22 protein-coding genes and 2 tRNA genes are annotated in these 24,330 nt (G+C 71.0%); 13 read left to right on the top strand and 11 right to left on the bottom strand.

Going from position 1 to position 24,330, the window contains the following annotated elements:
• Positions 1–111: 111 nt before the first annotated feature.
• The 3 genes from IF06_RS0115080 (at position 112) to IF06_RS0115065 (ending at position 6,256) form a co-directional block, all read left to right on the top strand.
• Entirely contained in the window at positions 112–2,946 is a 2,835-nt protein-coding gene (locus IF06_RS0115080) for an RICIN domain-containing protein (RefSeq protein WP_030271729.1), read from the top strand.
• 17 nt (positions 2,947–2,963) lie between these two features.
• Positions 2,964–5,072 carry a ThuA domain-containing protein gene (locus tag IF06_RS0115075; RefSeq protein WP_030271727.1) on the top strand — a complete coding sequence of 703 codons (2,109 nt, stop codon included), beginning with the start codon at positions 2,964–2,966 and terminating at the stop codon, positions 5,070–5,072.
• 173 nt (positions 5,073–5,245) lie between these two features.
• Positions 5,246–6,256: a sugar phosphate isomerase/epimerase family protein gene (locus IF06_RS0115065; protein ID WP_013475574.1), complete on the top strand. Its 1,011-nt coding sequence runs from the start codon at positions 5,246–5,248 to the stop codon at positions 6,254–6,256.
• 4 nt (positions 6,257–6,260) lie between these two features.
• Here the strand turns inward: IF06_RS0115065 and IF06_RS0115060 are convergent, their stop codons facing one another.
• Positions 6,261–7,445 carry an ROK family transcriptional regulator gene (locus IF06_RS0115060; protein ID WP_013287897.1) on the bottom strand — a complete coding sequence of 395 codons (1,185 nt, stop codon included), beginning with the start codon at positions 7,443–7,445 and terminating at the stop codon, positions 6,261–6,263.
• A 96-nt stretch (positions 7,446–7,541) separates the two neighbouring features.
• Positions 7,542–7,928 carry a hypothetical protein gene (locus IF06_RS0115055; protein WP_013287896.1) on the bottom strand — a complete coding sequence of 129 codons (387 nt, stop codon included), beginning with the start codon at positions 7,926–7,928 and terminating at the stop codon, positions 7,542–7,544.
• Between the two features lie 267 nt (positions 7,929–8,195).
• Between IF06_RS0115055 and IF06_RS0115050 the strand changes: the two genes are divergently transcribed.
• From IF06_RS0115050 to IF06_RS0115035, 4 genes are all read left to right on the top strand, one after another.
• A tRNA-Asn gene (locus IF06_RS0115050) sits at positions 8,196–8,268 on the top strand.
• A 176-nt stretch (positions 8,269–8,444) separates the two neighbouring features.
• Positions 8,445–10,580 carry an MMPL family transporter gene (locus tag IF06_RS0115045; protein ID WP_030271724.1) on the top strand — a complete coding sequence of 712 codons (2,136 nt, stop codon included), beginning with the start codon at positions 8,445–8,447 and terminating at the stop codon, positions 10,578–10,580.
• Entirely contained in the window at positions 10,573–11,808 is a 1,236-nt protein-coding gene (locus IF06_RS0115040; RefSeq protein WP_030271722.1) for an NAD(P)/FAD-dependent oxidoreductase, read from the top strand. The genes IF06_RS0115045 and IF06_RS0115040 overlap by 8 nt, the downstream gene beginning before the upstream one ends.
• Before the next feature lie 120 nt (positions 11,809–11,928).
• A tRNA-Ile gene (locus tag IF06_RS0115035) sits at positions 11,929–12,005 on the top strand.
• A 14-nt stretch (positions 12,006–12,019) separates the two neighbouring features.
• On the opposite strand, the gene IF06_RS0115030 is transcribed toward IF06_RS0115035, so the two are convergent.
• The 7 genes from IF06_RS0115030 to IF06_RS0115005 all read right to left on the bottom strand — a co-directional run bounded on the left by IF06_RS0115030 (position 12,020) and on the right by IF06_RS0115005 (position 18,128).
• The gene (locus IF06_RS0115030; protein ID WP_036310847.1) at positions 12,020–13,153 is read right to left on the bottom strand and encodes a tyrosine-type recombinase/integrase; all 1,134 of its coding nucleotides are present in this window, start codon (positions 13,151–13,153) and stop codon (positions 12,020–12,022) included.
• Positions 13,150–13,338, bottom strand: a complete 189-nt coding sequence (locus tag IF06_RS33140; protein WP_084588817.1) for a helix-turn-helix transcriptional regulator — start codon at positions 13,336–13,338, stop codon at positions 13,150–13,152. Before IF06_RS33140 ends, IF06_RS0115030 begins: the two co-directional genes overlap by 4 nt.
• A complete protein-coding gene (locus IF06_RS0115025; RefSeq protein WP_030271718.1) occupies positions 13,335–15,056 on the bottom strand; it encodes a replication initiator in 1,722 nt (573 codons plus the stop codon). The genes IF06_RS33140 and IF06_RS0115025 overlap by 4 nt, the downstream gene beginning before the upstream one ends.
• On the bottom strand, positions 15,053–15,715 hold the full coding sequence (locus IF06_RS32175) for a hypothetical protein (protein ID WP_036310844.1): 663 nt from the start codon (positions 15,713–15,715) through the stop codon (positions 15,053–15,055). The genes IF06_RS0115025 and IF06_RS32175 overlap by 4 nt, the downstream gene beginning before the upstream one ends.
• Positions 15,712–17,142, bottom strand: coding sequence for an FtsK/SpoIIIE domain-containing protein (locus IF06_RS0115015; RefSeq protein WP_030271714.1), 1,431 nt, complete (start codon positions 17,140–17,142; stop codon positions 15,712–15,714). The genes IF06_RS32175 and IF06_RS0115015 overlap by 4 nt, the downstream gene beginning before the upstream one ends.
• A gap of 3 nt (positions 17,143–17,145) precedes the next feature.
• On the bottom strand, positions 17,146–17,610 hold the full coding sequence (locus tag IF06_RS0115010) for a hypothetical protein (RefSeq protein ID WP_157551502.1): 465 nt from the start codon (positions 17,608–17,610) through the stop codon (positions 17,146–17,148).
• A gap of 89 nt (positions 17,611–17,699) precedes the next feature.
• Complete coding sequence (locus tag IF06_RS0115005) at positions 17,700–18,128, bottom strand: hypothetical protein (RefSeq protein ID WP_030271711.1); 429 nt, start codon at positions 18,126–18,128, stop codon at positions 17,700–17,702.
• A 274-nt stretch (positions 18,129–18,402) separates the two neighbouring features.
• On the opposite strand from IF06_RS0115005, the gene IF06_RS0115000 reads away from it, so the two are divergent.
• The 4 genes from IF06_RS0115000 to IF06_RS0114985 all read left to right on the top strand — a co-directional run bounded on the left by IF06_RS0115000 (position 18,403) and on the right by IF06_RS0114985 (position 21,141).
• Positions 18,403–18,606: a hypothetical protein gene (locus IF06_RS0115000; RefSeq protein ID WP_052166186.1), complete on the top strand. Its 204-nt coding sequence runs from the start codon at positions 18,403–18,405 to the stop codon at positions 18,604–18,606.
• A 2-nt stretch (positions 18,607–18,608) separates the two neighbouring features.
• Positions 18,609–19,154 (top strand): DUF6879 family protein, encoded by a 546-nt coding sequence (locus IF06_RS0114995; protein WP_030271707.1) that lies wholly within the window; start codon positions 18,609–18,611, stop codon positions 19,152–19,154.
• A 17-nt stretch (positions 19,155–19,171) separates the two neighbouring features.
• Positions 19,172–20,014 (top strand): helix-turn-helix domain-containing protein, encoded by an 843-nt coding sequence (locus tag IF06_RS0114990; RefSeq protein ID WP_030271705.1) that lies wholly within the window; start codon positions 19,172–19,174, stop codon positions 20,012–20,014.
• A gap of 452 nt (positions 20,015–20,466) precedes the next feature.
• A complete protein-coding gene (locus tag IF06_RS0114985) occupies positions 20,467–21,141 on the top strand; it encodes an HAD family hydrolase (RefSeq protein ID WP_232236690.1) in 675 nt (224 codons plus the stop codon).
• A 1,181-nt stretch (positions 21,142–22,322) separates the two neighbouring features.
• Here the strand turns inward: IF06_RS0114985 and IF06_RS34350 are convergent.
• A complete protein-coding gene (locus IF06_RS34350) occupies positions 22,323–22,655 on the bottom strand; it encodes a hypothetical protein (protein ID WP_232236689.1) in 333 nt (110 codons plus the stop codon).
• On the opposite strand from IF06_RS34350, the gene IF06_RS34345 reads away from it, so the two are divergent.
• Entirely contained in the window at positions 22,642–22,962 is a 321-nt protein-coding gene (locus IF06_RS34345) for a hypothetical protein (protein ID WP_232236688.1), read from the top strand. The genes IF06_RS34350 and IF06_RS34345 overlap by 14 nt on opposite strands.
• Positions 22,963–23,341: 379 nt before the next feature.
• Here the strand turns inward: IF06_RS34345 and IF06_RS0114975 are convergent, their stop codons facing one another.
• A complete protein-coding gene (locus IF06_RS0114975) occupies positions 23,342–23,812 on the bottom strand; it encodes a hypothetical protein (protein ID WP_232236687.1) in 471 nt (156 codons plus the stop codon).
• Positions 23,813–23,884: 72 nt separating this feature from the next.
• On the opposite strand from IF06_RS0114975, the gene IF06_RS32170 reads away from it, so the two are divergent.
• Positions 23,885–24,325 (top strand): DUF732 domain-containing protein, encoded by a 441-nt coding sequence (locus IF06_RS32170; RefSeq protein WP_232236686.1) that lies wholly within the window; start codon positions 23,885–23,887, stop codon positions 24,323–24,325.
• The last annotated feature ends 5 nt before the right edge of the window (positions 24,326–24,330 follow it).

Raw genomic sequence — 24,330 nt, 5'->3', positions numbered from 1 at the left:
GGTCGCGGCCCGCCGACCTCCCCGGCAGGCCGGCGCAGCATCCCCCTGCTCGGCATCCGGCGCGACGCGCGCCCGTTCCTGGCTGCGCGCGTCAGGAAGGGACAGCACAGCATGTCCAGCCACCACCACCCCCGTGCCCGACGACCGTTCGCCGCTGCCGCAGCGCTGCTGCTCGCGGCCACCGCCGGCACCGTCACAGCGGCCGCGGCGTCCGTCCCGGCGTCCGCCCACCCGATCCCGGCGAGCGACTTCCAGCAGGTCGAACTCGCCCGCGGTGTCGCCGAGACCGGCGAACCGATGTCGCTCGCGGTGCTGCCCGACCGGTCGGTCCTGCACACCGCCCGCAACGGCACGCTGCGCCGCACCGACGCGGCCGGCGCCACCACGGTCATCGGCACGCTGCCTGTCTACACCCATGACGAGGAGGGGCTCCAGGGCGTCGGCGTCGACCCCGGCTTCGCCTCCAACCGGCACATCTACCTCTACTACGCGCCGCCGCTGTCCACCCCGGCGGGGGACGCGCCCGCCACCGGCACCGACTTCTCCGCCTGGCAGGGCGTCAACCGGCTCTCCCGGTTCACCCTCAACGCCGACTTCACGCTCAACCAGGCCAGCAAGGTCGACGTGCTCGACGTACCGGCCGACCGGGGGCTGTGCTGCCACGTCGGCGGCGACATCGACTTCGACGCCGCGGGCAACCTCTACCTGTCCACCGGCGACGACACCAACCCGTTCGACTCGGCCGGCTATGCGCCGATCGACGAGCGCACCAACCGCAACCCCGGGTACGACGCGCAGCGCAGCGCCGGCAACACCAACGACCTGCGGGGCAAGATCCTGCGGATCAAGGTGAACACCAACGGCACGTACTCGATCCCGGCCGGCAACCTCTTCGCGCCCGGCACCGCGCGGACCCGCCCGGAGATCTACGCGATGGGCTTCCGCAACCCGTTCCGAATCAGCGTCGACAAGGCCACCGGCGTCGTCTACGTGGGCGACTACGGGCCGGACGCCGGCACCACCACGGCCCGCGGCCCGTCCGGGCAGGTCGAGTTCAACCGGGTGACAGCGCCCGGCAACTACGGCTGGCCGTACTGCACCGGCACCAACACCGCCACCGAGACGTACGCCGAGTGGGACTTCGCCGCCGGCACCGCCGGCCCGAAGTTCAACTGCACCGGCGGGCCGACGAACAACTCGTTCCGCAACACCGGCCTGGCCACGCTGCCGGCGGCGAAGCCGTCCTGGATCCGCTACGCCGGTGACGCCGGCAGCCCGCCCGAGTTCGGCGGCGGCTCCGAGTCGCCGATGGGCGGCCCGGTCTACCGGTACGACGCGGCGAACCCGTCCACCACGAAGTTCCCGCAGTCCTTCGACGGGCAGTTCTTCGCCACCGAGTTCGGCCGGGGCTGGATCAAGCCGATCCACGTCGGCGCGGACGGCTCACCCGGCACCATCGACAGCTTCCCGTGGACCGGCAAGCAGGTGATGGACTCGGCGTTCGGCCCGGACGGCGCGTACTACGTGCTCGACTACGGCACCGGCTACTTCAACGGCGACGCCAACTCGGCGCTGTACCGCTTCGACTACCTGGGCGGCGCCAACCGCGCCCCGGTGGCCCGCGCCGCGGCCGACCGGACCTCCGGCGCCGCGCCGCTGACTGTGGCCTTCTCCTCGGCCGGCTCGTCCGACCCGGAGGGCGGCGCGCTGACGTACGCCTGGACGTTCGGCGACGGCGGCACCTCGACCGCCGCGAACCCCTCGCACACCTACACCACCAACGGCAGGTACACCGCCACCCTCACCGTGCGCGACCCGCAGGGCGCCACCGGCACCGCGAGCGTGACGATCACAGTGGGCAACACCGCGCCGACAGTCGTCATCGAGACGCCCGGCAACGGCAAGCTGTTCTCCTTCGGCGACACCGTGCCGTTCCGGATCACCGTCACCGACCCGGAGGACGCCACGATCGACTGCACGAAGGTCAAGATGACCTACGTGCTCGGCCACGACCAGCACGGCCACCAGATCACCTCGGCGACCGGCTGCACCGGCTCGATCGCCGTACCCGTCGACGGTGAGCACGACGACGCGGCGAACATCTTCGCCGTCTTCGACGCCGAGTACACCGACTCCGGCGGCCTCACCACGCACACCCAGCACACGCTCCAGCCCCGGCACCGGCAGGCCGAGCACTTCAAGACCTCGTCCGGGATCAACACGTTCGACAAGGCCACCGCCGAGGGCGGCAAGACCGTCGGCGACATCCACAACGGGGACTGGATCGCGTTCCAGCCGTACCTGCTCGCCGACGCCACCGGGTTCACCGCCCGGGTGTCGTCCGCCGGAGCCGGCGGCACGCTCCAGGTGCGGTCCGGCTCGGCCACCGGCACCGTGCTCGGCTCGGCCACCGTCCCGGTCACCGGCGCCTGGGACACGTTCACCACAGTCACCGGCACGATCGCCAATCCGCCGGCCGGCACCACCACGCTCTACCTGACGTTCGCCGGTGGCACCGGGGCGCTCTACGACCTGGACGCGTTCACGCTCACCACGTCGGCGGTCCGTACCGGCCCGGTGAAGGGCCTGGCCGGGAAGTGCCTGGACGTGCGCAACGCCGCCACCGCCGACGGCACCCAGATCCAGCTCTACACCTGCAACGGCACGACGGCGCAGTCGTGGACCGTGACGCCGAACGGCACCGTGAAGGCGCTGGGCAAGTGCCTGGACGTATCCGGCGGGGCCAGCGCGGACGGCACGAAGATCCAGCTCTACACGTGCAACGGCACCGGCGCGCAGAACTGGTCCGCGCAGGCCGACGGGACCGTGCGCAACCCGCAGTCGGGCAAGTGCCTGGACGTGTCCGGCAACAACTCGGCCGACGGCACGGCGGTGCACCTGTGGACCTGCACCGGCGCGGCGAACCAGCGCTGGACCCTGCCGTGAGGATGAAGGAGAACCAGATGAAACTCGTGCGTACCGCACTGGGGGCGGTGACCGCCGTCCTCGCCACCATCGCCTGCACCGTCCCCGCGGGCCCGGCAGCCGCCGCCGACGCCCCCTACGACGTGCTCGTCTTCTCCAAGACCGCCGGCTTCCGCCACGACTCCATCGCGGTCGGCACGCAGGCCGTACGGGAGCTGGGCGCGGCGAACAACTTCACCGTCACCGCGACCGAGGACGCCGCCCAGTTCACCACCGCCAACCTGGCCCGCTTCGAGGCGGTGATCTTCCTCAACACCACGGGGGACGTCCTCAACGCCAGCCAGCAGTCGGCGTTCGAGGCGTACATCGGCGCCGGCGGCGGGTACGTCGGCGTGCACTCCGCCGCCGACACCGAGTACGACTGGCCGTTCTACGGCAACCTCGTCGGCGCCTGGTTCGCCTCCCACCCGGCCATCCAGCCGGCCACGGTGAAGGTGGAGGACCGGGCGCACGCCGCCACCGCGCACCTGCCGCAGCGGTGGAACCGCACCGACGAGTGGTACGACTACCGCACCAACGCCCGCTCCACCGCGCACGTGCTGGCCAGCCTGGACGAGTCCACGTACTCCGGCGGCTCGATGGGCGGCGACCACCCGCACGCCTGGTGCAAGACGTACAGCGGCGGCCGGTCCTTCTACACCGGCGGCGGCCACACCCAGGCGTCCTACGCCGACGCGGCGTTCCGGGCGCACCTGCTCGGCGGCATCCGCTACGCCGCCGGGCGCACGAAGGCCGACTGCCGGCCGGAGACCGGCTACACCGCGCTCTACAACGGCGGCACCACCGGCTGGTCGCAGGCCGGGCCGGGCAGCTTCACCAATGCCGACGCCACGCTCACCTCGGTCGGCGGCATGGGCCTGTACTGGTACAGCGCGAAGCAGTTCACCAACTACTCGCTGAAGCTGGACTGGCGGCTGGCCGGTGACGACAACTCGGGCGTGTTCGTCGGCTTCCCGCCGTCGAGCGACCCGAACTCGGCGGTGAACAACGGCTACGAGATCCAGATCGACCCCACCGACGCGGCCGACCGGACCACCGGCGCGGTCTACGGCTTCAAGTCCGCCGACCTGGCGGCCCGGGACGCGGCGCTGAACCCGGCGGGGGAGTGGAACACCTACGAGATCCTGGTCGAGTCCGAGCGGCTCCAGGTCTTCCTCAACGGCGTGCGGATCAACGACTTCACGAACACCGACCCGGTGCGGTCGCTCGCCGGGCACGTCGGCATCCAGAACCACGGCACCGGCGACGACGTGTCGTTCCGCAACATCCGGATCAAGGAACTCGGCGGCACGCCGCCGCCGACCGGCAACACCACCGTCCAGGCCGAGGCGTTCGGTTCGGCGAGCGGCGTCAGCGCGTACCCCAAGGCCGGTGCCAACGGCGGCCAGACCCTGGGGTACGTGGACCCGGGCGACTGGGCCGCGTACCCGGGTCTGGACCTGACCGGTGTGACGTCGCTGCGCGCCCGGGTGGTGTCCGGTGGCCCGGGCGGCACACTCCAGGTGCGGACCGGCTCGCCGAGCGGCCCGGTGCTCGGCCAGGTGGCGGTGCCGAACACCGGTAGCTGGACCACGTTCGCCGACGTGAGCACCGCGCTCACAGGCGTGCCGTCCGGTACGCAGACGGTCCACCTGACGTTCACCGGCAGCGGCTCCGGGCTGTTCGACGTCGACGACTTCACGCTGGTCCGCTCGACCGGCACCGGCGGCGCCGGCCCGATCAAGGGCCTCGCCGGCAAGTGCCTGGACGTGCGGAGCGGATCGTCGGCCGACGGCACCCAGATCCAGCTCTACACCTGCAACGGCTCGTCGGCGCAGTCGTGGACCGTGACGCCGAACGGGCCGGTGAAGGCGCTCGGCAAGTGCCTGGACGTGTCGGGCGGCGGCAGTGCGGACGGCACGAAGATTCAGCTCTACACGTGCAACGGCACCGGGGCGCAGACCTGGTCCGCGCAGGCGGACGGCACGGTGCGTAACCCGCAGTCGGGCAAGTGCCTGGACGTGTCCGGCAACAACTCGGCCGACGGCACGGCGGTGCACCTGTGGACGTGCACGGGCGCGGCGAACCAGCGCTGGACCCTGCCCTGACGGAGGCCATAGAGTGGAGGCGGCGACCGCGAGGTGGCCGGTGACCCGGCGGGAGGCGCAACCCGTCCGGGAGCAGACGCTCCGGCGTCCACCGGTTCCCACGCGCCGCCGCCTCCGGTCGTCCTCGCCCCGGTCCGCGACGGAATCCCCCATCACCACAGGGGAGAAGGACAATGGCGCGACCCATCACGCTCTTCACCGGCCAGTGGGCCGATCTGCCGTTCGACGAGGTCTGCCGGCTCGCCGCCGAGTGGGGCTACGACGGGCTGGAGATCGCCTGCTGGGGCGACCACTTCGAGGTGGACAAGGCGCTCGCCGACGACTCGTACGTGGAGCGCAAGCGGGCCACCCTCGCCAAGCACAACCTCCAGGTGTTCGCCGTCTCCAACCACCTGGTCGGGCAAGCCGTCTGCGATCACCCGATCGACGAGCGGCACCAGGACATCCTGCCGGCCCGGATCTGGGGCGACGGTGAGCCGGAGGGGGTGCGGCAGCGGGCCGCCGAGGAGATCAAGGACACCGCGCGGGCGGCGGCGAAGCTCGGCGTGAACACAGTCGTCGGCTTCACCGGCTCGTCCATCTGGCACACGGTGGCGATGTTCCCGCCGGTGCCGCCGGCCATGATCGAGCGCGGCTACCAGGACTTCGCCGACAGGTGGAACCCGATCCTCGACGTCTTCGACGAGGTGGGGGTGCGGTTCGCGCACGAGGTGCACCCCAGCGAGATCGCCTACGACTACTGGACGACGAAGCGCACGCTGGAGGCGATCGGGCACCGGGAGGCGTTCGGGCTCAACTGGGATCCGTCGCACTTCGTCTGGCAGGACCTGGACCCGGTGAACTTCATCTTCGACTTCGCCGACCGGATCTACCACGTCGACTGCAAGGACGCGAAGGTCCGTACCGGCGACGGGCGGCGCGGCCGGCTCTCCTCCCACCTGCCCTGGGCCGACCTGCGGCGCGGCTGGGACTTCGTCTCCACCGGCCACGGCGACGTGCCGTGGGAGGACTGCTTCCGGGCGCTCAACGCGATCGGCTACGACGGCCCGATCTCGATCGAGTGGGAGGACGCCGGCATGGACCGCCTGGTCGGCGCGCCGGAGGCGCTCCAGTTCGTCCGCCGCCTGGCGTTCGACGCCCCGTCCGCGGCCTTCGACGCCGCCTTCAGCAGCAGCCGCGACTGACCGGTCAGCGGGCGGCGTAGACCTGGTCGCTGACCAGGCGCGCCGCCCCGACCAGGCCGGCGGTGTCGCCGAGGTCGGACAGGACGATCGGCATGCTGCCGGTGGCCAGCGGCGTGGAGCGCCGGTAGACCACGCCCCGGATCTCCGCGAGCAGCACCGGCCCGATCCCGCCGGGTGCGCCGCCGATGATCACGATGGCCGGGTTGACGAAGCTGACCAGCCCGACCAGCACCCGCCCGAGCCGGCGGGCGGCGTCGCGCACCAGCGTCTGCGCCGCCGGGTCGCCCTCGGTGGCCGCCGCCGCCACGTCGGCCACCGACAGCGTCCCGGCCGCGGCCAGCCGGTCCGCCAGCGCCGTCGAGCGCCCGGCCCGCGCGGCGCTCACCGCCTCGCGCACCAGTGCGACATCCCCGCAGTACGCCTCGACGCACCCGTTGTTGCCGCAGCCGCAGAGCGGCCCGTCCTCGGTGAGCTGGAAGTGGCCGATGTCGCCGGCCCCGCTGGCCGCACCCCGGTAGAGCGCGCCGGCGAGCACCAGCCCGCAGCCGATCGCCTCGCCCAGCTTGACGTAGAGGAAGTCGTCGAACGGGCGGCCGGTGCCGGCGTGCCGTTCGCCGAGGGCCATCGCGTTGGCGTCGTTGTCGACCTGCACCGGGCAGCCCAGCTCGGCGGCGAGCGTGTCGCGTACCGGGAAGCGGTGCCAGCCGGGCAGGGCCGGCGCGGACACCGGCGTGCCGTCGCGGACCTCGACCGGCGCGGGCAGCGCGACGCCGACGCCGGTGAGCGACGACAGTCCCGCCTCGACACGCAGTTTGCCGAGCAGTTCGACGATGCGCCCGACCACCACGTCCGGGCCGAGCCGGACGTCCACCGGCTCGTCGTGCCGGGCGAGCGGGTTCAGTTCGCCGTCGGTGAGCGCGACCCGCAGGAGGCCGTCGCCGACGAGCACCGCGCCGAACCGGACCTGCGCGCCGATGCGCAGCAGCGACGAGCGGCGTCCGCCCCGGGACGCGGCCGGCCCGGCGGTCTCCACCAGGCCGAGCGTGGTCAGCCGGTCGACCTCGGCGGCGAACCGGGCCCGGGGCAGGCCGAGGAGGTCGGCCAGCTCGACCCGGGAGCGTGGGCCGTCGTCGCGCAGCAGGCGCAGCAGTCGCGCCTGATCCGCCGTCTCCGGTCCGACCATCGGCATCTGGTCACCTCCCCACGGAGAATGTGCCACATCGCCGCCCGCGCACACGGGAGCGGGCCGGTCACCCGGAGGTGACCGGCCCGCTGTCCGCTGGTGTCAGAGCGTGTTGCCGGTGCTGGACGGCTTGGTGCTCGTGCCGGTGGTGGTCGAGCCGGACGCGCTGGTCGAGCCCGTCCCGTTGGCGCTGCGGCTGCCGACCGCGGCCGGCGTGCCGGCGAACGGCTTGTCGGCGTCGGTCATGCCCGGCTTGCCGCCGTTGGTGGCGAGCTTCTCACCGAGCTTGGTCTGCCCCAGCTTGTCCTTGCCCTCCGAGTAGAGCCGGGTCGCCTGGGCCTGCGCGACCCCGGCCGCCTCCTGGACGGTCGGGTGGTCGAGCACCTTGCGCCCGCGGACCACCAGCTCCTCGTACTTCTCCCGGCCGGCACGGGCGCCCAGGACGAATCCCGCAGCCAGCCCGCCAAGAAACATGATCTTTCCGCGCATGGCGGCTCCTTCCGTACCTGACGCTCTCGCCGGTTTCCGCCAGCTCGGCGGAATGACCGTCTCGCGCCTGCTTCTCTGTCGACGGCTAACTACCCATCCTGCTCTCCGCTCATGCCTCCCTGTGCCGAGATGACGATTTGTCCGTAATCCTGGCGCGTCAGCCGGTCCGGTCCTCCTCCGGTAACCCCCTGGCGCACCACCCCCCGATGTCCTGTACTCTTGTCCCCGTCGCACGGAGCGGAGAGATCCGAACCGAGCGGTGCACGGTCCCCTGTAGCTCAATTGGCAGAGCAGCCGGCTGTTAACCGGCAGGTTATTGGTTCGAGTCCAATCGGGGGAGCTTCGCTCCACGTCACGCCCGTCGGCATCGCCGGCGGGCGTTAGTCGTCGCTGGTCCCCTTCGCGTGCCGGGCTGCCCGGTTTTCGCCCCCGAGTCCTCGTTCGCCCGGCAGGATGGTCGGCGTCGACTTAGACTCCCGCTGCGTCGATTGATGCGTCGATTCGAGGACGGTGGAGATGGCCGCAGGACGCAGCCGCTGGACCGCGACGCTGATCGCGGTGGCGGTGGTGCTCGGCTGGCTGATCGTCGGCGGCATCGCCGGCCCCTACTCCGGCAAGCTCGGCGAGGTCTCCACCAACGACAACGCCTCCTTCCTCCCGGCCGACGCCGAGGCCACCCGGGCGCAGGACCTGGCCGCCGGATTCGTCGACCGGGAGACCACCCCGGCACTCGTGGTCTACGAACGACCCGGCGGCCTCACCCCGGCCGACCAGCAGCGCATCCGAGCCGACGCGGCCCGCTTCGCCGAGGTGCCGGGCGTGGTCGGTCCGCTGCCGCCACCGGTCGTCAGCCAGGACGAGCAGGCCGCCCAGGTGATCGTGCCGATCGACAGCTCCGAGGGCGAACAGATCCGGTCCGTTGTGGAACGCCTGCGCGACATCGCCGGCCCGGACCGCGACGGGCTCACCGTCGACGTGGCCGGACCCGCAGGGCTGCTCGGCGACCTGATCGAGGTGTTCGGCGCGATCGACGGGCCGCTGCTCCTGGTCACGCTGACAGTGGTGCTGGTCATCCTGCTCGTCGTCTACCGCAGCCCGGTCCTCTGGATCTTCCCGCTGCTGGCCGCCGGGATGTCGTACTCGCTCGCCGCCGTCTTCGTCTACCTGCTCGCCGACCACGACATCGTCAAGCTCAACGGGCAGGCACAGGGCATCCTCACCGTGCTCGTCTTCGGCGCCGGCACCGACTACGCGCTGCTGCTCATCGCCCGCTACCGGGAGGAACTGCACCGGCACGAGCGCCCGTGGGACGCCATGCGGACCGCCTGGAAGGGCGCCGCCCCGGCCATCATCGCCTCCGGCGCCACAGTCATCGTGAGCCTGCTCTGCCTGCTGCTGTCCAGCCTCAACTCCAACCGCGCGCTCGGCCCGGTCAGCGCCGTCGGCATCGCCGCCACGCTGCTGGTCATGCTCACCTTCCTGCCCGCGCTGCTGGTCCTCGGCGGCCGGTGGGCGTTCTGGCCCCGGCGACCCCGCAACGACCAGGCCGACCCGCGCACCGAGCACGGCATCTGGGGGCGGATCGCCGGCTTCGTGGCGCGCCGCGCGCGTACCGTCTGGGTCGTCACCGCCGTGGTGCTCGCCGCCCTCGCGATCGGGGTGACCCAGCTCGGCGCCACTACGCTCGGCCAGTCCCAGCTGTTCACCCAGCGCACCGACTCGGTGGCCGGGCAGGAGGTCATCGACAGGCACTTCCCGGCCGGCACCGGCAGCCCTGCCACCATCTTCACCACCGAGGGCACCGCCCGGCAGGTCGCCCAGGTGGCGCAGGGCGTACCGGGAGTCGCCTCGGTGCTGCCGCTCGGCGAGCGGGGCGAGAACGCGCCGCCCGACCCGAACGCGCCCCCGAAGGTGGTCGACGGGCGGGTGCAGCTCAACGTCACGCTCGCCGACCCGCCGGACAGCAACGGCGCCGAACGCACCATCCGCGACCTGCGCGAGGCGGTGCACCGGGTACCCGGCGCCGACGCCGTGGTCGGCGGCTTCACCGCGATCAACGTGGACACCGCCGACGCCTCGGTACGCGACCGCGACGTGATCATCCCGGTGGTGCTGCTGGTCATCGCGGTCATCCTGGCGCTGCTGCTGCGCGCCCTGGTCGCCCCGGTGCTGCTGATCGCCACCGTGGTGCTGTCGTTCCTGGCCACGCTGGGCCTGTGCGCGCTGCTGTTCCGGTACGTCTTCGACTTCCCCGGCGTCGACCAGTCGTTCCCGCTGTTCGCGTTCGTCTTCCTGGTCGCGCTCGGCATCGACTACAACATCTTCCTGATGAGCCGGGTCCGTGAGGAATCGGTGCGCCGCGGCACCCGCGCCGGTGTGCTCGCCGGGCTGGCCGTCACCGGCGGCGTGATCACCTCCGCCGGCATCGTGCTCGCCGCCACGTTCTCCGCGCTCGCCGTCCTGCCGCTCGTGGTGCTCGTCGAGCTGGGCGTGGCGGTCGCTGTCGGCGTACTGCTGGACACCATCGTGGTCCGCTCGCTGCTGGTGCCCGCGCTCGCGTACGACATCGGGCCGAAGGTCTGGTGGCCGGGCCGCTTGTCGCGGTCGCACCGCGAGGGCGACCGGGCCGGGGCGGGGGTGGACCGTGCCTGACACGGACGTGGTGATCGTCGGCGGCGGCCTGGCCGGTCTCGCCGCCGCCCGGCGGCTGCACCGCGCCGGCGTGCCGTGGCGGCTGCTGGAGGCGGGTGACCGGCTCGGCGGGCGGGTCGCCACCGACCGCGTCGACGGGTTCCTGCTCGACCGGGGTTTCCAGGTGCTCAACACCGCCTACCCGCGGCTCACCGGACTGGTCGACGTCGGCACTCTCACGATGGGCTGGTTCACCTCCGGCGTGCTGGTGCGCCGCGGCGACCGGCTGGAACGCCTGGTCAACCCGCTGCGCGAACCCACCGGCGCACCCGGCACGCTCACCGCCGGCATCGGATCGCTGACCGATCGGTTGCGGTTCGCCACGCTCGCCGCCGGCTACGCCACGGTGCCGGTCGGGCGGCTCCTCGACACACCCGAGACCAGCGCCGAGAAGGCGCTGCGCCGGGCCGGGCTCTCCGACGCGATCATCGAGGAACTGCTCCGGCCGTTCCTGTCCGGCGTGCTGCTCGACCGCGAGCTGGCCACCTCCAGCCACGTCCTCGCGGTCGTCATGCGCTCCTTCGCCCGCGGCCGGATCGGCCTGCCCGCGGACGGGATGCAGGCGCTGCCGAAGGCGCTCGCCGCGCCGCTGCCCGCCGAGCTGATCGAGCTGAACACCCCGGTCACCGACGTCGCGCCCGGCCGGGTCCGCACCCCGTCCGGCGAGATCACCTGCCGCGCCGTCGTGGTCGCGGTGGACCCGCCCGCGGCGGCCACGCTGTTGCCAGGGCTGCCGAGGGTACGCATGCACGCGTACACCACCTACTACCACCGCACCGACACGGCGCCGCTGGACGAGCCGATCCTGCTGCTCGACGGCGACCGGCGGGAACTGATCGCCAACACGGTGGTGGTGAGCCGGGCCGCGCCCACGTACGCGCCGGACGGCCAGCACCTGGTCGCCACCTCGGTGGTCGGCCCGCAGGCACCGCCCGAACCGGTGATCCGACGCGAACTGGACCGCCTCTACGGCCGCTCCACCGCCGACTGGACCCACCTCACCACAGTCGCCGTGCCGGACGCGCTCCCAGCGGCACCGCCACCACAGGGCCGGCTGCGCAAGCCGGTGGCGCTCGGCGACGGCCTGTACGTGGCCGGGGACCACCGGGACAGCCCGTCCATCCAGGGGGCGCTCGCCAGCGGGTGGCGTACGGTCGGCGCGGTCCTCGCGGAGTTGCGGCGCGGGTGAGCCATCGGCGGGTAGCGCGTTGTTATCCTCGCGTTGCCCATCGTGCTGTCGCGGCCGTGTTTCCGCCCGGTAGGTGGTGGTCCGCGCAGCGATCGGCGGGTTACGATCCGGCGCGGTCACGGGGCGGTAGCTCAGCCGGTTAGAGCAGGGGACTCATAATCCCTCGGTCGCGGGTTCGAACCCCGCCCGCCCCACCAGCCGTTTCCCCTGGTCAACCATGCTGCCGACGACCCGGACCGATCGCGTCGAGGTCCGGTCCGACGCCCTCAGTCCGCACTGAGTCCGCAGCAGCACGACCTGCCGCCCGGTCGAGGCGATCCGCCACCTGGTCCAGGTCGTCCTCGAACAGGTCCGCGTACACGTCCAACGTCATGGCCGCCGAAGCGTGCCCGAGCATCCGCTGCACCGCCTTCACGTTGGCACCCTCAGCCACCGCAAGACTGGCCGCAGTGTGCCGCAGCTCGTGCGGCGTCAGGCCCGCGAGCCCGACCGACACAGCTGCCCGATCGAAGACCCGACGACGGAAGTTGTTGTTACGCAACACCTCCCCGGCCGGGGACGTGAACACCAGCTCGTCACCGGAACGACCGGCGATCTGCGCGGTGATCGGCTCGACCAGGAAGCGGGGGAGCGGCACCGACCGCCGTTGGTGCGTCTTCGGCGTACCGAACACCGCCCGACCGTTGACCTCGGTCATCGACTCCGCCACCAGCAGCCGGCGCTTCACCAGATCCATCCGCCGCACGCGCAGCGCGGCCAGCTCGCCCCAGCGAAGCCCGGTGTAGGCGAGCACCCGGATGATCAGCCCGTGCGGCTCTGCCGCCGCAGCCAGCTCGCCCACCTGGCCGTGCGTCAGGAACACCTTCTCCGCGCGCCCGACGCGGGGGAGTCGCACACCTGACGCGACGTTGCGAGTCAGCCGACCATCCCGCACCGCGTGGGCCAGCAGCAGCGAGAACACTCGGTGAGCTTGCCGAACGGTGGATGGCGCAAGACCGGCCTGCGTCATCCGGCGTACCCACTCGCCAACGTCGGCGTGCGTGACTGCCGAAAGCGGGACACGTTCCCACACCGGGAGCACCTGCCGCCGCAGGAGACTGCCGTAGCGCTGCCGAGTCGACGGCTTGAGCTGCACCTGATTGGCGAACCACCTAGCGGCCCAATCGCCAACCGTGACCCGCGAGAGAGCCGGATCCACCCACTCACCCCGAGCAAGTGCCGTCTTCATCGAGGCATGCCACCGATCGGCGTCGACCTTGCGGTCAAAGTGCCGAGCGTGCTCCTTGCCCGCAGCATCCCGGTACCGAGCACGCCACTTGCCGTTCGGCCGCTTGACCACGCTCATCGGTCCGCCGCCTCATCGAGCCAGGCTCGCACATCGGCCGGGTCATACCGCAGATGACGACCCACCTTCCGCGCACGCGGACCGAGACGCCGATACCGCCACTGGTAGAGGGTGCTCACCGGCACGCCCAGGAACGTCGACACGTCCTCAGCCGTCCACAGCGGCTCAATGGTCCGGGTCTTCATGCTGCTCCCCTCTGAGCGGTGGTGGTTGCCGAAACGTTGGGCGGGTCGGCGGCGGCGCGTCTGGCGGCGTCGAGTTGGGCGCGCCATTGGATGCGTTCGGAGATGGCCCGCAGCACCCGGTGTCCGATCGGCGGAACGTCGGGATCGGTGGGCTTGGCCAGTTCCCAGGCATGCCGTTGCTCGTCACCGGCCGGGGCGGTGTCGGCGTCGGTGGTGACCCCGAGCAGGGCCTTGACCCAGTCGCGGCGGTCGGCCCGGTGATCGGTCAGCGTCTTGCCGGACCACTGCCGAGAGATCAGCACCCGCCGCCCACCGATGCCGAGGGTTTCCCGTTTGTGGACCTTGTTCTTGCAGTTGCCGGGCTTCAACCCGGGTCGGGCCTTCTTCGGCTGGATGCCGTAGAACAGCCAGTTGGCGCACCGTTCCGAGCAGGGCGTGTGCCGCAGCTCGGCCCAGAGCCGTTCGAGGTGCGCGCGTTGGCGGCCGGTGGTGACCTCGTGGCAGTCGGCGGCTTGCTTGGTGAGGTACTTGGTGATGTAGCCGACGCACCGGTCCGCGTCCTTGGTCCCGGCGAGCACGCCTTTGGCGTCGACCTGAACGCCGAAGCGGGCGACGTGCACGGGTTCGGCGGTGGGATCGGCGTCGACCTGGTCCAGGGCGTCATCCCAGGACGGGAGTAGTCGGCCGGTGTCGGGGTCGGTGTAGCCGGCGGCGTCGGCGTCCCATCGCGGTGCCCTTCCCGGTTCGTAGACCGGCTCGTCCGCCGGGGGCCACCAGACCTGGTGGTAGGTGGCGGCGGCGACCTGGCGGACGAGGGCGCGGGGGATGGTGCCGCGCATGGCGAAATGCGCATGCGGAGCGAGACGGCGTTGCGGCTCGACCGCGCCCGCGTACTGGACGTTCCAGCCGACCGCGCGGCGCAGGTTCTGCCAGAAGCGGTCCAGGAGCCGGGGGAAATGCACGGCATCCCAGGCGGCGCGCCGGTAGTCGTAGGCGTCCGGGTCGACCGGCGTGCCGTCGGAGTGCACCCGGCCGTAGGAGCCGAGGGTGAGGGTCAGGAACATCGACGGCCGAAACACCATGCCGCCATGGCCCTCGAACGTCCGCCCGATGGTGCGGTTCTCCACCGGCAGGCGGGGCAGGTCCGGGGCGTCCTGACGGCGCTTGGTGGAGCGGACCCGCCGCTTCCCGTCACCGTCCTCGCCGTCCTCGGAGGCATGTGGTGGTGCCGGTCGGCCCCGGAGTCCTTCGGTGGTGATCTCGGCCTCCAGCTCCCCGATGGCGTCGTCCAGGTCCGCGACCTGGTCCCACTGCGAGGTGCGGGCGGCTTCGTCGCGGGCGAATTCCAGGTGAGCGCGGGCAACGATCAGCGCCTGTTGCGCCTCGGTCGCCGGGCGGGGACCGGGGTCGGGTTCGTCGTCACGGTGCCAGCCCTCACGGATCTGCTGCTGCCGCAGCTTCCTCGCCCGCTTCGCGCACGCCGGGCACTTGGCTTCCTGCGTGGCGCCGCAGGGCATGTCGATCACTTCGGTCTGCCCCGAGTCGAGATCGGTGCGGCGCAGCGAGACGGGGCGGGTGCAGACGCCGTAGTCGGCGGCCAGATCCTTGACCACGTCGACGGAGCGGGGCATGAGCATGCGGGCGGCCCGCGAGCCCGGCCTCGGAGCCTGCGCCGGGGTGGCGGGTTCGAGGCCGGGCAGCGTCGGAGACAGGGTCATCGGCTCCCCTCCCCGAGCATGGGGACGCCGTTGCGGCGGGTGAACGCGGCCGGCGGCACCGGAGCCAGAGGCGTCGGCCGGGCCGGCGGGACAGGAGCCGGGACCGGGGCGGGTTCGGCGTGCACCGGCGCGACCGGCTCAGCCACAGCCGGGGCGACGGAGGCCGGGGCGGGCGGCGCGACCCGCTCAGCCACAGCCGGGACGGGAGCAGGCGGCGGCACCGGGCGGGAGGGGACAGGAGCCGGGACAGGGGCCGAGGCCGGGGCGGTGGTGAGGACGAGTTTGGACAGGCCCATGAACGCCAGCGCGGGGACAGCCGACAGCAGCCACCCGGACAGGCCAGGTTTGGCGACGGCGAGCTGCGCGGCCAGGGACAGGAGGACGGCGGCGATGAGCAGGAACATGGGGTAGCCGACCGGTTGGTGGTTGCGCTTGCGGCGGCGGATGGTGAGCAGCGCGGCGACGGGGACCAACTCGCTGATGACGGCGTTGGCCCAGCCGAACCACGCCCCGGTCCCCGGCGGGGAATTGTCGAGGGTCCAGTCTTTGACGTGGGTGAACGACGCGGCCCCGGCGAAGCCCGCGACGAGGAGGAGGATGACGACGAGGACCAGGCCCTCGATCCGGTCGGTGCGGGTGGTGGTGGGGTGGGGCTTCATGCGGCACCGTCCAGGATTTCGCCGTCGATGACCCGGAGGCGGCCGTAGGTGTGGGCCATGTCGCGGATCTCGTCATCGGTCAGGTAGGAGAACCGGACCCGCATGGGGGTGGGGTCACCGTCGATGACCACGAACGCCACCCCCGGCAGGGACTGCGGGATGCGATCGCACAGCGCGCCCCGGTCCCGCATCCCCTCACCCAGCACCAGATCCACCTGAGCGGCTTCGGCCAGCCGCAGGCCGATGCGGGTGGGGAACAGGTCCCGGAACGGCAGCACCTCCTTACGCGGATCCTGAATCGCGGCCACGACGTGGACGCCGACTGCCCGGCCTTGGCTGAGCAGGATGGACAAGGCGGCCTTGACGCGGTCCTTCAACTGCCGGTCGGTCAGGTACGCGGTCAGGTTCGCCAGCTCGTCAATCACGACGACGATCAGCGGCTCATCCGGCGTCGGGGTGTGCTGGCGGGTGCGGCCGTAGAGTTTCCCGGCGCGGTCCTTGGCGACGGTGGCGGCTTCCTCGATCAGCTCCACCATCGCGGGGTAGTCCTTGCGGGCGAAGCGGGCGAACATCGGCGCGCCCATCCCCAACTCCATCCCGCCCTTCGGGTCCAGGCCCCACAACTGCACGAGGCCGGAAGTGACGCCGTTGGCCAGGGAGCGGACCAGCGACCAGATGACCGATCCCTTCCCCGCACCCGTGGCCCCGACGACGAGAACCTGTGTGCCGAACAGGCGCAGGTCGTAACCCTCGCCGTCCTCACGGCGGCCGACCGGCAGGGCGGTGAACTCCGGGACCGCCGGCACCGGCAGCGGACGCACGAGCTTGGCGAGGGGGTCACCGCGGAACAGGTGCAGCAGCACCACATCCGGCCGCGAGCCCGGTACCGCCTTCACCTGGCGGACGCCGAACGTGTGGGCGAGGCGTTCCGCAACGCGGGCGAAGTCGTCGGGGATCTGGCCGGTGACCATCCGCACCGTCACCACATCCACGCCGCCCGCGCACTGCACCTTCCGCAGCACCGGCAACACCGTGTGGGAGTCGAACGAGACGGCCAGCTTCGCGGTCACCATCGCGGCGTGCCAGTTGCGGCGGTACAGCCATCGGCGGAACCGGGCCAGGACCGGCCACCACCCGAACCGCAGCCACGATGCCCGATGCCCGAACCCCCACCCCGTAGCGACGGCGGCGACCAGGGCGACGACGCCGACCGGACCGACCCAGCCGAACCGCAGGTACAGCCAGCCGAAGAACAGCGCCGGCACGGTGACGTACCAGAACCGGACCAGGACCACGGCCAGGCGGGCGAGTCCTTTCAGGGTCCACCAGGACAGGGCCAGCCACAGCGGGATGCGCACGAACGGGGTGCGGACGTTGAGCGGGGCGGCGTCGATACGCTCACCCCGGATCACGTTGACCAGCGGCATCCCTCAGCCCTCCCCAACCGTCGCCGTCGCGGCGAACAGCGAGCCCTGACCCGGCGAACCGGGACGACGGCGCACCACCCGGCGGCGCACCGGCATCCGGGACGGCCCGAGGGCCGCCAGGTCGACCGGGCCGGTCAACGGGGCGGGAACGTGGCGGGTCATGGTCGGCAGCCACCGGCCACGGCCGAGCACCGCCCGCAGGTCGACCCGGTCGGAGACGTGCGGGGCGATCAGGTCCGGGTCGAGGCGGCGCAGCTTCACCACCGTCCGGGCGAGGGCAGCAGCAGCGGCCGAGATCTCCACCAGCGCGGCCACGCGGACGGCGTCGGAGGGAACGGTGGTGTAGACCTCGCGGGCCGCCCCGATACCCGAAGCGGCGAGGCGCATCACGGTCCGGCGGTGGGTGGTGCGGCGTGGGGCGGGGCGCGGGTTCCCGACGATGCGGGCAGCGTCAGCTAGCGTGGGCATCAGCCCAACTCCTTCCAAGGAGATGAGGGTCAGAGCGCGGGGCGGGAATCGTCTTGGTCGGTGAGCCCGCCCCGCGCGTGCAGTTCTGGTCAGGCCGCCTGCTTCGTCGCGGCGGCGGGCTCGGTCATGGCGCCCGCGCGGATCGACCACGCCTGACGCGCCCGGCACTTGCCCGAGCCCTTGCACCGCTGCGAGTCGACGTACGGGGTCAGGGTCACGTCGGAGAAGGTGACCGCCGGCGGATAGCCCGGGATCTTCGACGCCGGAGGCACCGGCTGCACCGGCGCGGCGATCTTCACCTTCACTTCCTTCGTGCCGCCGAACTTCCCGGCCTCCGGGTCCAGGTCGAGGACCTTGACCACCCACAGGCGCTCGCCCGTGTCCTTGTCACGGGCCTGGTCGTCGCCCTGGCCGCGCTTGTCGAAGTCCGTCACCGGCTCCACCCCCAGGCACAGCGCACCCGCCGGGAACACGTAGTCGAACGGAACCGGAACCTTGATCGAGTTGGGGATCGACATGCCCCGTACCTCCTGGTGAGTCGGCCGGCTTCCCCGGCCTGTGACTTGTCGTGTGCGCCGGCTGTCCGGCGTAGTTCGATGATGCTCGCTGCCTCGTGCATCGTCAAGCAATTGCGCGCAATTGCTCTAGACTTGGCGGTGCCAGGTTCCGTCACTCGCACCAATTCGCCCCGGTCGCCCTGATTTGGCGGCCGGGGCGATTGCGTGAAGATGCACAGCAGTGCAGCATCGAGGCATCTGCGTCGCGGGACGCAGCGATGGAAGGGGTCAGAGCATGTGGGACCTGGAGTTCCTGTGGAAGGACGCCACCTCCGGAGGTGGCGGCTGCCCGGCGCTGTACAAGACCGAGGGCGGCTACGTCGTCCAGGGCGTCAAGCTCGACGATGAGACCCGTGCACAGCTCCGCCAGTTGGCGGACAACGAGGACGGGGTGTTCGTACCCGCGAACGTGCTGGACCGCCTGCGCGAGATGGGCTGAACATGGGAACACCGCTTACCGACGACGAGTTCGCCGACCAGCTCCGGACGTTCGACCACACCGCGTTCCGGCTGGAGCTTCAGCCGGTGTATCTGGAGCCCAGCGAACACGACACGGTGGCGAAGTTCTTGGCCGGCGACCCGGAGCCACCGACCGAGGTCCCCGGGCTTGCCGCCTGGTTTGAGCAGATCGCCGAGTTGACCCGGCAAGGCAAGCGGATCGAACGCGTTCGGGTGCACGAGGACCCACCGACTGATTACCAGCGGTGGGAACGTTGGATCGGCCGCTGGAACGTCGAAGCCGGCGAAGAGATCCACTACTTGACGCGGGAGAAGGCGAACGAGATCGGGTTGCTGCCGGCAGCGGGCAACCTCGACTGGTGGCTGTTGGACTCCAACCGACTCGTCATAATGCGTTTTGACGAAGTGGGTCACCGGGTCGGCAACGAACTGGTTACCGATCCGGCGACCGTGGTGCAGGCGTGTGCGTGGCGGGACCTGGCAGTCCACTACGCCGCTCCGGTCAACGCTCGGAGCGCAGTCGCCTAGCACGAGGAAGTCGAGCAATGAACCCGATCGAAGAGTGGCTGACCCAGCCCGAAGGACTGGCCGATCGCCTGCGTGCCCTGCGCACGCAGGCCGGCCTGTCCGGCAAGCAGCTCGCCGAGGCGAACGGCTGGGCACCGTCAAAGGTCTCCCGGCTAGAGAACGGCCGGCAACTGCCGTCGCCCGCCGACATTCACGCGTGGGCGCATGCCTGCGGAGCGGACGAGGCAGCCCAAGACCTGCTGAGGATGCTCGGCGAAGTTCAGGCCGTGCACCGCGACTGGCGTCGCCGAATGCGCCAAGGTCAGGTTGCCGTTCAGGACAACTACAACCAGATGGTTGCCGACTCGCGGGTCATCCGGCACTTCGAGACCGTGTACGTCCCCGGCCTGCTCCAGACCGCCGACTACGCGCGCAGGATCCTTGACGAAATGGTCGAGCTTCACAACCTCGACGTCACCGACGTGGACGCCGCTGTAGCCACTCGCATGCAGCGTCAACACCTCCTGTACGACACCAGCAAGCGGTTTGAGTTCCTGCTAGCCGAGCCCGTGCTGCGGTGGCTCCTGTGCCCACCCGAGGTGATGCGCGGCCAGCTCGACCGCCTACAAACCGTTGTCGGCGTACCGAACATCCGCTTCGGCATCCTGCCGCTTGGTACCCAGCTCGCCACCACGCCGCAAAACTCCTTCCAGATGTACGACGACGTTGCGATCGTAGAAACCTTCGTCGGCGAGACGACCCACCGCGACGAGGAAGCCGCGGCGTACGCCAAAGCCATGGAGAAACTCTGGGCGGAAGCGGTTACCGGCGAGGACGCTCGCAAGCTCATCGTGCGGGCAGCTCACGCCCTCGCAAGCTAGCCGCGCGGATCACCTGGCGGACGCGTGTCGCACATCAGCCGACGGAGGACACGCAGTACCCGCGTTGCGTTGCCGAATTCCGCTCTATCAGATCAAGGCGGCCCGCAAGCGGGCCGCGCCGGCCGCGCTCGGCCTGCTGGCGGCGCAAGCGCCGGCATCGGCCGGCGCGCCGGCCAATTAAGGGCATGCCTCCGGCGGGGGCCAGACGACTCCGAGATGGATTGCCGAAGGGTTGCGGTTCGTGGGTGGTGGGATGCCATCCCGCCAGCCACCGACCCAGGCAGAGCCGAGCAGACCAGGGCCAGGGCGACAAGGTCGTTCGTCCGGTAGGGCGCTCCACCTTGTCGCCCTGGCCCTGGCCCGCTCCACGGTGTGTGGGTCGGCGGCAGACGGGATGGCAAGCAAGGTGACAGCGGTGACGATCTCAGTAGGATGCTGAGATGTCTCGACCAGTGATCTTCGACCTCTTCCATACCTTGATCCACGGGGCTGACGAGGAACGTGACCGGGTAGTCGGCGAAATGGCGGTCATGGTCGGCGTGGCTCCGGCCGAGCTGGTCGCCGCGTACCACGCCACCTGGCGGGACCGGCTGGTCCGGTGGGACGTGGAGGAGACCATCCGCATCCTCGCCGGACGCCTCGGCGGCACACCGACCGACGCACAGGTGGCACGGGCCGGTCAGCATCGGCGAGCCCTCGGACGCCGAGTGCTCGACAGCGTCTCTCCGGCCACCCTCGACGTGCTCGACGCGCTACGCGCCGATGGTCATCCACTGGCCCTCATCAGCAACGCCACCTCGGACACCTCCGAGCCGTGGCCGCAGAGTCCGCTTGCCCGACGGTTCGACGTCGCGATCTTCTCCTGCGATGTCGGGCTGGCCAAGCCCGACCCGGCGATCTATCACCTTGCTGCCGAGCGCCTGGGAGTCGAGCCGGCGGAGTGCTTCTTCGTCGGCGACGGCTCAGACGGTGAGCTGCCCGGGGCGGCAGCGGTCGGTATGACCGTCTTCCGGACCACGGAGCACAACGACACCGACCCCAGCTGGGGCGGGCCTGTTATCCATACCTTGGGTGAGCTGCCCGCCATGCTCCGAGAGCCATCCAAGGTCATGGAGCCGGCCGAGTAGAGCGGTCAGTACAGCCAGTCGTACAGCCAAGACCACCGGCTGACCCCGACGTCCCCAGACAACGACGGACGGCTGATCAGGCGTGTAGCCACCCGACCAGCCGTCCGCGATCTTTCTAATCCCAAGGCCGCCGTCTGGTTCGAGCAGTCCGCATCCAGTCCGCAAGAGGTCGACGGACGGTGGGGGAGTGGTGAGAGACGTCGAGAGGCGTTTCCGCTGTTAGGAGGCCACTCGGGCAGGTCGCTGGGGTGCCCATTTTGATCTCATAATCCCTCGGTCGCGGGTTCGAACCCCGCCCGCCCCACCACCCGTTTTCCCTGGTCGGCCATGCTGGTGGCGACCCGCACGCATCGCGTCGAGGTCCGGTCCGACGCTCTCAGTCCGCACTGAGGCCGGTCTACGACTGCGACGAGGAGATAGCGAAGTTCCTGGCGAGCCTTCCTAGGAACTTGGCGGGTCGGTTCCGTCGCACGGGACACCGATACCTAGCTGTACTTGCGCCGTCTGCCCCCGCGACCGAATTGTGAGCGGTAGGCAGGTCGCCCGCGCAACCCACGTGCCGCCGACGAAGGCCAGCCACTGAGATTGGTCGTCGACAGGTGCGCAGGCGCGCACACGGGCGCGCACGGCCGGCACCACTGACGAGCCCCATCCGAGACGCGCCCTGTCCTCCCAGCCGGATGCCACCCGAAGATCGACCACTGCGCCGCCGCGTACGACCAATCCCCATTTGGCGAACAGCCGGGCTGCCGGGTCCGGTTGCCCCGATTCCTCTGCTTGAAGCACCGGCCGGTCAGGTACCGCGACGTCCTCTCCCACGAGCCGATAACCCGCCGGCGGTTCCTGCATCGCATCCACCGATACAGTGCATGACTCCTGCCTGGCGCTCCCGTCAGTTGACGGGGACGCGCTCGGGTCAGTACCCAGAGATGCAGTTGGTGCGGGTGGTCGGGCCTCACCCTGGCCGGAACCGCTTGAGGACGTACAGGCTGCTGGCGTCACCATCAGGCAGACGCTGAGCGGCCACCACAACATGCGGCTGGTCCATCGCACGCGCGTCACCTCCTGAACGGCGAGGCCTTCGACGGTTGGGGCGCGACCCGTGAAGCGTCACCGTACCGAAAGGCGGGATGCGTTCGATGCCGCCCGCCCTGCCACGCGAGACGCCCTGCTCAGCCGAGCTACCAGTACCTGCCGCAGGTCGGCTCGAGCTTGTCGACCGCGCTCTCCAGGTCGCCCGTGTCGCTCGCCACCTTCACGATCGCTTCCGCGTATTCGAGCTTGGGCTTGATCGAGCGGACCTCGACGTCCTTCCGGCCTGCGGCCATGGTGAGCACCTGGAACTTCTTCCGCAGCGTGCGGTCGGTCTGCTCGCCGGCCACCCTGTTCGCCACCGCCTCGAGGTTGACCAATCGGGTGGACGCCTCCGCCCGGGCGTTGACGAGCTCGGCCTCCACTGTCGAACTGGAGGCGACCCCGACCAGGATGATCAGGCCGGCGATGGCCTTCTCCAAGGGACCTCTGACGGTGGTGCAGGCCGCCTTGCTGCTGGCGGTGGCCACTTGCGTGGCCTTCCTGGTCGTGGGCGCGGCCGCGGGGGCCGTCGAGGACCGGGGAGTCCCCGAGGACCGTGAGGTCTGCGAGGGGCGGGGGGTCGGCGAGGGCTCGGGCGCGAGGCTCGGTGTGGCCGTCGGCGCCGAGGGCATGGGAGTGGGTGACTCCGTAGCGGTGCTCGCCGCCACGGCGGTGGGCGTGCCCGGTGTCTCGTCGGCGCGGCCACACGCCGAGGCGGTGAGCAGCATCGCAGCGACCGCCACGTAGAGCCCGAACCGTCGTACCGTCACGTCGTATCCCATCTCGCGATCTTGCGGGAGCGTGACGATACATGTCGGACGCAGTGGCGGCCATCAACCAGATGGACCGCCCGGGTGACAATCGCGCGCATGAGCGCTGCTGACGTCGTAACGGTTGATCTCACTTCGGATCAGCGGTTCCTGCTACGGCGCGGGTTGGCCGAGTGGGGTGGCCCCGCGCATTCCACTGATGAACTCGCCCGGGTCATGGGCTTCCAGGACCGGGCGGACCTCTACCACGGCGAGGGCCGGGCCCGTCGGGAGCGCTCTACCCAACTCACGCCTGCGGTTGGTGCCGCGCCGAGCCGGGGCCGCCTCGGGAGATGCCTGCTCCTGGAAGCCGGCGCTCATCGCTCGGGCACGACCCGGACGATGCTGCTGCCACTGGACGTGGCGTTGCCTCCGTCGATCACTGAGGTGACCAGGTCGTAGAAGCCCGGCTCGGCGTCGGGGCCGATCACGATCGTGCTGGCGGGACGCTCGCCCGGAATGCCGGTCGGCCGGACCGGTGTCGCCGTGAAGGTGACCAGCCCCGGGACCGCCGAAGCGGCCTTGAGGTCGTCCACAGTGCCGAACGGACCCGTCAGCCGTGCGGTCAACTCGACCTGCGGCGAGGTAAAGCCGGGCTCGTCCGGGGACTCGACGGTCCACTGCACGGTCAGGGTCTGGCCCGGTTGGTACGGCCTGTCGACGTCCAGGTCCTCGCAGCAGGTGTACGTCGGCGGCACCTCCGCCACCATCTCGGACGGTTCGGCGGCGCAGGCTGCCAGCAACGGCACGACGAGGCAGCTGAGAAGGCGCAGGCGCGGCGAGTTCATGCGCGAGATCGTAGGCGTGGCGCGCCGCTGCCAGGGGCGGCGGGCAGATGCACCGCAGTCTATGGTTGCCGCGTGAACAGACGCCTGTGGGTGGTGTCGGCACTGGCCGTGACCGCGCTGCTCGCCTTGCCGGTGACCGTCGTCGGCGTCCACGTGACCCACCCTCGGGACGAGGACGGATACCTGGCGTACCTGAAGCAGTACGGCGACCGGCAGAACGGTCGGCCGCTGGCGGTGTTGCCGCCGACCGCGGATCTGGTCGCCGAGGGCGACGCGGCATGCGACTGGTTGCGCGAGCAGCCGTACGCGCTCTGGCGGCACGATCCGGAGTACCGGGAGCTTGTCGTCTACGAGCGCTACGTCCGGCAGGTCGAGAACCGCTCGCTGGCCTGGGGCGACGAGCTGCCCGACCGGCGATCGGTGACGGGAGCCGCGTGGACCCACCTCTGCCCGGCGGAGTGGGAACTACGCCAGCCCCGCCGTAACCCCTTCGCCCCCAAGCCGCCGGACTGAACGCG

Origin of the sequence: Micromonospora globosa (genome assembly GCF_000717585.1) — a bacterium.
Classification (GTDB): Bacteria; Actinomycetota; Actinomycetes; order Mycobacteriales; family Micromonosporaceae; genus Micromonospora; species Micromonospora aurantiaca.
The sequence above is the reverse complement of the archived record's forward strand: the minus strand, read 5'-3'. Positions and strand labels throughout refer to the sequence as shown.